General features: G+C 56.5%; 6 protein-coding genes, 1 tRNA gene and 2 rRNA genes (1 of these 9 only partly in view). 1 reads left to right on the forward strand and 8 read right to left on the reverse strand.

The window, feature by feature from the left end:
• The first annotated feature begins 56 nt into the window (after positions 1 to 56).
• Positions 57 to 311: a hypothetical protein gene (locus RGR602_RS39210; RefSeq protein WP_039845932.1), complete on the forward strand. Its 255-nt coding sequence runs from the start codon at positions 57 to 59 to the stop codon at positions 309 to 311.
• Here the strand turns inward: RGR602_RS39210 and RGR602_RS16130 are convergent.
• The 8 genes from RGR602_RS16130 to RGR602_RS16165 all read right to left on the reverse strand — a co-directional run.
• The gene (locus RGR602_RS16130; protein WP_039845933.1) at positions 287 to 577 is read right to left on the reverse strand and encodes a type II toxin-antitoxin system RelE/ParE family toxin; all 291 of its coding nucleotides are present in this window, start codon (positions 575 to 577) and stop codon (positions 287 to 289) included. The genes RGR602_RS39210 and RGR602_RS16130 overlap by 25 nt on opposite strands.
• The gene (locus RGR602_RS16135; protein WP_039845934.1) at positions 574 to 822 is read right to left on the reverse strand and encodes a CopG family ribbon-helix-helix protein; all 249 of its coding nucleotides are present in this window, start codon (positions 820 to 822) and stop codon (positions 574 to 576) included. The genes RGR602_RS16130 and RGR602_RS16135 overlap by 4 nt, the downstream gene beginning before the upstream one ends.
• Positions 823 to 1,367: 545 nt before the next feature.
• Entirely contained in the window at positions 1,368 to 2,966 is a 1,599-nt protein-coding gene (tnpC, locus tag RGR602_RS16140; protein ID WP_039845935.1) for an IS66 family transposase, read from the reverse strand.
• A 74-nt stretch (positions 2,967 to 3,040) separates the two neighbouring features.
• Positions 3,041 to 3,385 carry an IS66 family insertion sequence element accessory protein TnpB gene (gene tnpB, locus RGR602_RS16145; protein WP_039845936.1) on the reverse strand — a complete coding sequence of 115 codons (345 nt, stop codon included), beginning with the start codon at positions 3,383 to 3,385 and terminating at the stop codon, positions 3,041 to 3,043.
• Positions 3,382 to 3,735, reverse strand: coding sequence for a transposase (locus RGR602_RS16150; RefSeq protein WP_039845937.1), 354 nt, complete (start codon positions 3,733 to 3,735; stop codon positions 3,382 to 3,384). Before RGR602_RS16150 ends, tnpB begins: the two co-directional genes overlap by 4 nt.
• A 461-nt stretch (positions 3,736 to 4,196) precedes the next feature.
• Positions 4,197 to 4,273 (reverse strand) — tRNA-Met (locus RGR602_RS16155).
• Between the two features lie 103 nt (positions 4,274 to 4,376).
• Positions 4,377 to 4,491, reverse strand: a 5S ribosomal RNA gene (gene rrf, locus RGR602_RS16160).
• A 110-nt stretch (positions 4,492 to 4,601) separates the two neighbouring features.
• Positions 4,602 to 6,538 (reverse strand): 23S ribosomal RNA (locus RGR602_RS16165); it runs 1,015 nt beyond the window's last position.

Consider the following 6,538-nt stretch of genomic DNA (forward strand, 5'->3'; position numbering starts at 1 on the left):
ATCGCGGCACTCTTCCCAACGACGTCCGCGATGCCTCGGCTAGCGATCAGCAACGGTTGTCGTTCGCTGCCACCGGCTACGGCGATGACGATCGCCCCTGCGCCACGCGCCATTTGGATGGCCGCCAGACCGACACCGCCGGCGGCAGGCTGAATCAGGACTGTTTCTTTTTCGCCCAAGCCGCCTTTGGTACCCTTGGCACCGTTGAGCAGCCGCCTCAAATGATAGCTGGCGAGCGGATCATCGGAGTGCATGCCAACCAGCGCGGATTGATGTACGAGACGTGTCAAAACGTCTGCGGCCAGCGCTGATGCGCATGCATGACGGTGATAATCTCGATGTCCCGACTGACGCGGTACGGGATGATGTACGGAATATCCGCCAGCACGATTTCACGGGTGCCCTTGATGCGACCCGGCCGCCCGCTTGCAGGCAGTTCCGCCAACATATCCACGGCCGTCACGATCCTCGCGACCACGCGCGCCGCCGCATCGGGATTGTCCTGCTCGATATGAGCGCCGATTTCATCAAGCCGCCGCAACGCCCGAAGCGTCCAGCGAATGCGTTTTCCGCTCATGATTGACGGGCGGACTTGACGTATTTTCCGACAACCTTCGCCACATCATCATCGCTGGCGAATTCGCCCCGATCGGCCTCAGCCAACCCGGCTTCGATCTCAGTAAGCTGCCATTCCTGTTGCTCAACGAAAGCCTCGATGGCTTCGGCAGCCATGTAGGAGCGGGAGCGATCCAGCTTTTCGGCAAGCTGATCCAGTTTGCTGGCGGTTTCATCCTTCACACGCACGGTAAACGCTGCGGTCATGGCATCTGACTTTCCTTGGTTCGCTTTGATTATTGGTGAACCAATGTGGTTCGTCAAGGTTCTGCTCACGAGAGAGGACTTTCATTGAGGTGAATAACCCGACCACACCGGAACGGTGTGGTCGGATTGAGAGAAGGCTGAACCTTCTATGGCGCCCCGCCAAGCGGGTTGTGGAGCCTCGGTGCCGTGGAAGGACGGCGGTGCCGTCGCCCTATTTTCCCTTCCGATCGCGGCTCGCCCGCCGGGGCTTACGCGCGTTGATGACGGAAGCGTCCAATGTGGTCTTGATATGCGCCGCGTAGAACTTCTCGATCATTTCGACGCTCGTGCAGCAGTTTTTGGCAATAGCGTAGACGTCTGCACCTTCCATGAGCCGAAGGCAGATATAGGTGTGACGTAGGCTGCAGGCTGTCCGAGGTTTGCCATCACGGTCCAGCTTGAGATGCTGCGCACAAGAAGATTGTTGAACATCCTGAGATAATTGCCGGGAAGAGCAGATCAGTCGGCGCCGGAAGCTCTCCGTCGTAAGCGGTGAACTGAGACCGTTACTTCTGGAAGTTCCAAGGCATAAGGGCGTCGATCTCGCTCGATGGCCAACCCGCGGCGATGCGTTCGAGGGTCTGCGTTAGCCAAGCGAGCGGATCAACACCGTTCATTTTGGCCGTTTGAATGAGAGTTGAGATCGTCGCCCAAGTCCGGCCGCCGCCGGCATTACCCGCGAACAGACTATTCTTGCGAACGATTGCCTGGGGCCTGATCGCCCGTTCGACGATGTTGGAGTCGATTTCGATGCGACCGTCGTGAAGGAATTGCTCGAAGGCTTCCTGTCGATGAAGGGAATAGCGAATGGCCTCGGCGAGCTTTGACTTTCCAGAGATACGGGGCAGCGTGTCCTGCCAAAGCTTGTAGAGATCGGCAACGACTGCAGCGGAGGCCTCCTGGCGGGCGGCCACGCGGACATCGGGGCTTTGTCCGCGCACCTTTTCCTCGATGGCCCACAGCGCGCCCATCTTTTCGATCGTCGCCGTTGCCACCTTGGAACTGTCGCTCGCATGAAGTTCGTAAAACCGGCGGCGACTGTGCGCCCAACACCCAGCCAATAGCGCGCCGTCGTTTCCCCGGTCAGGTCGGGCGACGCGGTTGTAAGCAGTGTAGCCATCGATCTGCAGGATGCCGCGATAGCCGTCGAGATGCCGCGCGACACAATCACCGGATCGACTGTCTTCAAAGCGATAGGCAACCATCGGCGGTCCACTGCCACCGAACGGTCGGTCGTCCCGTGCGTACGCCCATAGATACGCTGTCTTTGCCGACCCCGATCCAGGAACAAGTGTGGGCAATGTCGTCTCGTCGGCAAAGATTCGTTCGCCTCGTTTAATCTGGCCGAAGGTGTAGTCTGCAAGGATCTCAAGTTCGAACCCGAGCTTGCCCATCCACCGCGCCATGATTCCGCGGTCGACGTCGACATGGTCGCGCAGGAAGATCGCTTCCTGCCGATAAAGCGGCAAGCCATCACCATATTTGGAGACCGCGATATAGGCGAGCAACGCTTCCGTTGGAATGCCGCTTTCTACGATATGCGCCGGTGCCAACGCCTGGATGACACCGTCCTCGTTCTTGAAGGCATACTTCGGGCGGTGCGTGACGATCACCCGGAACTTCGGTGGAATGACATCAAGCCGCTCGGAGGTATCTTCACCGATCAGGATCTTCTGTTTGCCAGCATGCTCAGGAAGCTCGTCCGGCTCGATCACCACATGGATACGTTCCAGATGCGGTGGGAAGCCCTTGCGCGGACGGGGTGCACGTTTTGCAGCGCCTGGACCTCTTCCTTTTTCGACCAACGCCTGGATGGCGGCAATGCCGGTCTCGATCTCTTCGAAGACAAACGCACCTTGCTCGTCGAGATCCGCGTCGATGTTCTTGCTCTGCTTTTCCGAGCGTCTTCCATAGCGGTAACGGTCGAAGGCTTTGAGAACCTGCTTCAGCTTGGCGATCTGTTCGTCAGCATCGGCATTGCGGGCTTTCAGATCAGCGACTTCACTCTCCAGAGCGTCGGCGCGCGCAGCCTTTTCGGCGATCGCCAGGATCATGGCTTTCAGCGCATCAACGTCATCGGGAAGGTCGAGATCAGCTGGCGTCATGCCTGCGAATAGAGCATATTTTGCTGACAATTTCCCGCAGTTTCAGAAGCCTGATTCACTCTGCCGCAGGGCTTTTACCCAGCAAATTCCGGCCGTTTCACTGCAACGGTACGGACACGTTTCCAGTCCATCCCGTCAACGAGGGCAAGGAGCTGCGCGTGATTGAGCTGCACACGGGCAGGCCCGATCTTTGGCCAAACGAACCGATTTTTTTCCAGACGCTTCGAATAGAGGCACACACCGGAACCATCCCACCAAGCGATCTTAATTCTGTCTGCTCTCTTGGCGCGAAAGACATAGAGCGCTCCGCTGAATGGATCGTTGCCAGCATCGCGCACCAGCGACAGAAGGCTATCGGGACCTTTGCGGAAGTCCACCGGGTGGCTTGCAAGAAACACCTTCGCACCGGCCGGGATCATGCGGAGCGCACCGCACGGATCACCCGAACAAGATGAGCCTCATCGGTCTCGGCAGCTGTGCGGATTACCGCATCACCGATGATGATGTCGACCCCGGAATAATTGCTGGATGATGGTGTCGGTAAGAGACCGGCGGTTTCATCCGCCGGCAAAGCCGCGGCTCGCAGCCGGGCATTGCGCCGCCATGTAAATAATTGTGACGGATCAACGCCGATGCGCCGGGCTATCGCCGAAACGCTCGCGCCCGGCTGCATCGTCTCAGCGACCGCCTGCGCCTTAAACTCGTCCGACCATTGCCGCCGGACTTGCCTCGGCGCACCTTCCAGAGGACTGGCGACAGCTTCAATCATATGGAAAGTTCTATGTTCAGACATAGGAGCAGACATAGAAGTTCACGCCCGAGTTCATTCATTCAGCAGTATCAATAAATCCACCAAAGTGCCTTCGCCAGATGGGATAGATTCACCGCTTACTCTCCGTCTTCCGATTTGCCATATCCCCGCACTGGCTTCAACCGATCGCGCAGGCGCTCATAAGGCTTCACCGCACCCGGCATGGACTTGCACCAGCCAATACCGCGCTTCCCGCGCACTTCAATTTCTGATATCCGCTGGCGGCTATCGGCGTCTTCGACAACGGTAATGTCCCGGTGCTGGCCCCTGCTTGTTTTCCGTTTTCGATATGGGAACAGGGAATCACGACATCAAGGAACGGTCACCCCCCAGTTTTGTGCAAGTCCGTGTGTGAGGGGATTTGGAACGCAAAAAGGGCTCCGAGTTTCCTCGGAGCCCATTGAGTTTGTTATAATCGTTGGTTGCGGGGGCAGGATTTGAACCTGCGGCCTTCAGGTTATGAGCCTGACGAGCTACCGGGCTGCTCCACCCCGCGTTATTTTGATTGAGCGGAACGGACCGCTTGATTTGCGGCCGGTTTATCTGGCTTATTGCCGTTTTATTGTTTTGAGAAGATTTTGATTTGTTGCGTTTCGCAGACCTGGCGGCGACCGACTCTCCCGCGTCTTGAGACGAAGTACCATAGGCGCTGGGGCGTTTCACGGCCGTGTTCGGAAAGGGAACGGGTGCAGCCACCCCGCCATAACCACCAGGTCAGCGAAGCGCAACGATTTGAGAAGCTGGAGAAGTTTTCACTTCGTTTTTTTTGAACACGTCTTGACCGGTAAGGGTCAGGCTCATTTTGATGAGCATTGTCAATGAGAACGATCAAGCCGATCGAGCTATTAGTACCGGTAAGCTTCATGCATTGCTGCACTTCCACACCCGGCCTATCAACGTGGTCGTCTTCCACGGCTCTGATAGGGAACACTCGTTTTCAGGTGGGTTTCCCGCTTAGATGCCTTCAGCGGTTATCCCTTCCATATGTAGCTACCCTGCTATGCCCTTGGCAGGACAACAGGTCCACCAGAGATATGTCCATCCCGGTCCTCTCGTACTAGGGACAGATCCTGTCAATATTCCTACACCCACGGCAGATAGGGACCGAACTGTCTCACGACGTTCTGAACCCAGCTCACGTACCGCTTTAATTGGCGAACAGCCAAACCCTTGGGACCTGCTCCAGCCCCAGGATGCGATGAGCCGACATCGAGGTGCCAAACAACCCCGTCGATATGGACTCTTGGGGGTCATCAGCCTGTTATCCCCGGCGTACCTTTTATCCGTTGAGCGATGGCCCTTCCACGCGGGACCACCGGATCACTATGACCGACTTTCGTCTCTGCTCGACTTGTCAGTCTCGCAGTCAGGCGGGCTTATGCCATTGCACTCGACGACCGATTTCCGACCGGTCTGAGCCCACCATCGCGCGCCTCCGTTACTCTTTCGGAGGCGACCGCCCCAGTCAAACTACCCACCATACACTGTCCCGGATCCGGATAACGGACCGCGGTTAGACATCCATGACGATAAGGGTGGTATTTCAAGGATGGCTCCACGGAAACTGGCGTCCCCGCTTCAAAGCCTACCACCTATCCTACACATGCCGACACGAATGCCAGTGTAAAGCTATAGTAAAGGTGCACGGGGTCTTTCCGTCTGACCGCAGGAACCCCGCATCTTCACGGGGAATTCAATTTCACTGAGTCTATGTTGGAGACAGCGGGGAAGTCGTTACGCCATTCGTGCAGGTCGGAACTTACCCGACAAGGAATTTCGCTACCTTAGGACCGTTATAGTTACGGCCGCCGTTTACTGGGGCTTCAGTTCAAAGCTTGCACCTCTCCCTTTAACCTTCCAGCACCGGGCAGGCGTCAGACCCTATACGTCGTATTGCTACTTCGCAGAGCCCTGTGTTTTTGATAAACAGTCGCTACCCCCTGGTCTGTGCCACCCCATCCTGGTTGCCCAAAATGGGGTCACGCTTCTTCCGAAGTTACGCGTGCAATTTGCCGAGTTCCTTCAACATAGTTCTCTCAAGCGCCTTGGTATACTCTACCTGACCACCTGTGTCGGTTTCGGGTACGGTCTATACGGTGGAGCTGTTTCCTGGAACCGCGTCCCTGCAAGATCAATCCAATAAGACCTTACAAGTTGAGCAATCCGTCACTACCACCAGGCCCACGAATATTAACGTGGTTCCCATCGACTACGCGTGTCCGCCTCGTCTTAGGGGCCGGCTAACCCTGCTCAGATTAACTTTAAGCAGGAACCCTTGGTCTTTCGGCGAGAGGGTCTCTCACCCTCTTTATCGTTACTCATGTCAACATTCGCACTTCCGATACCTCCAGGATGTCTCACGACTGTCCCTTCACAGGCTTACGGAACGCTCCGCTACCACGTGTATTGCTACACATCCTCAGCTTCGGTGCATGGCTTCAGCCCCGTTACATTTTCGGCGCAAAGACCCTTATTTAGACCAGTGAGCTGTTACGCTTTCTTTAAATGATGGCTGCTTCTAAGCCAACATCCTGGTTGTTTTGGGATCCTCACATCCTTTCCCACTTAGCCATGACTTGGGGACCTTAGCTGGAGGTCAGGGTTGTTGCCCTTTTCACGACGGACGTTAGCACCCGCCGTGTGTCTGCCGAGTAGTACTCCCCGGTATTCGGAGTTTGGTTAGGATCAGTAAGACGGTGAGTCCCCATAGCCCATCCAGTGCTCTACCCCCGGGGGTATTCGCTCGACGCTCTACCTAAAT

The organism is Rhizobium gallicum bv. gallicum R602sp (genome assembly GCF_000816845.1).
Taxonomy (GTDB): Bacteria; Pseudomonadota; Alphaproteobacteria; order Rhizobiales; family Rhizobiaceae; genus Rhizobium; species Rhizobium gallicum.

Excerpts from the sequence above, each read along its gene's own strand:
- RGR602_RS16130 (WP_039845933.1), bottom strand. The coding sequence starts at position 577 with ATGAGCGGAAAACGCATTCGCTGGACGCTTCGGGCGTTGCGGCGGCTT.
- RGR602_RS16135 (WP_039845934.1), bottom strand. The coding sequence starts at position 822 with ATGACCGCAGCGTTTACCGTGCGTGTGAAGGATGAAACCGCCAGCAAA.
- tnpC (WP_039845935.1), bottom strand. The coding sequence starts at position 2,966 with ATGACGCCAGCTGATCTCGACCTTCCCGATGACGTTGATGCGCTGAAA.
- tnpB (WP_039845936.1), bottom strand. The coding sequence starts at position 3,385 with ATGATCCCGGCCGGTGCGAAGGTGTTTCTTGCAAGCCACCCGGTGGAC.
- RGR602_RS16150 (WP_039845937.1), bottom strand. The coding sequence starts at position 3,735 with ATGATTGAAGCTGTCGCCAGTCCTCTGGAAGGTGCGCCGAGGCAAGTC.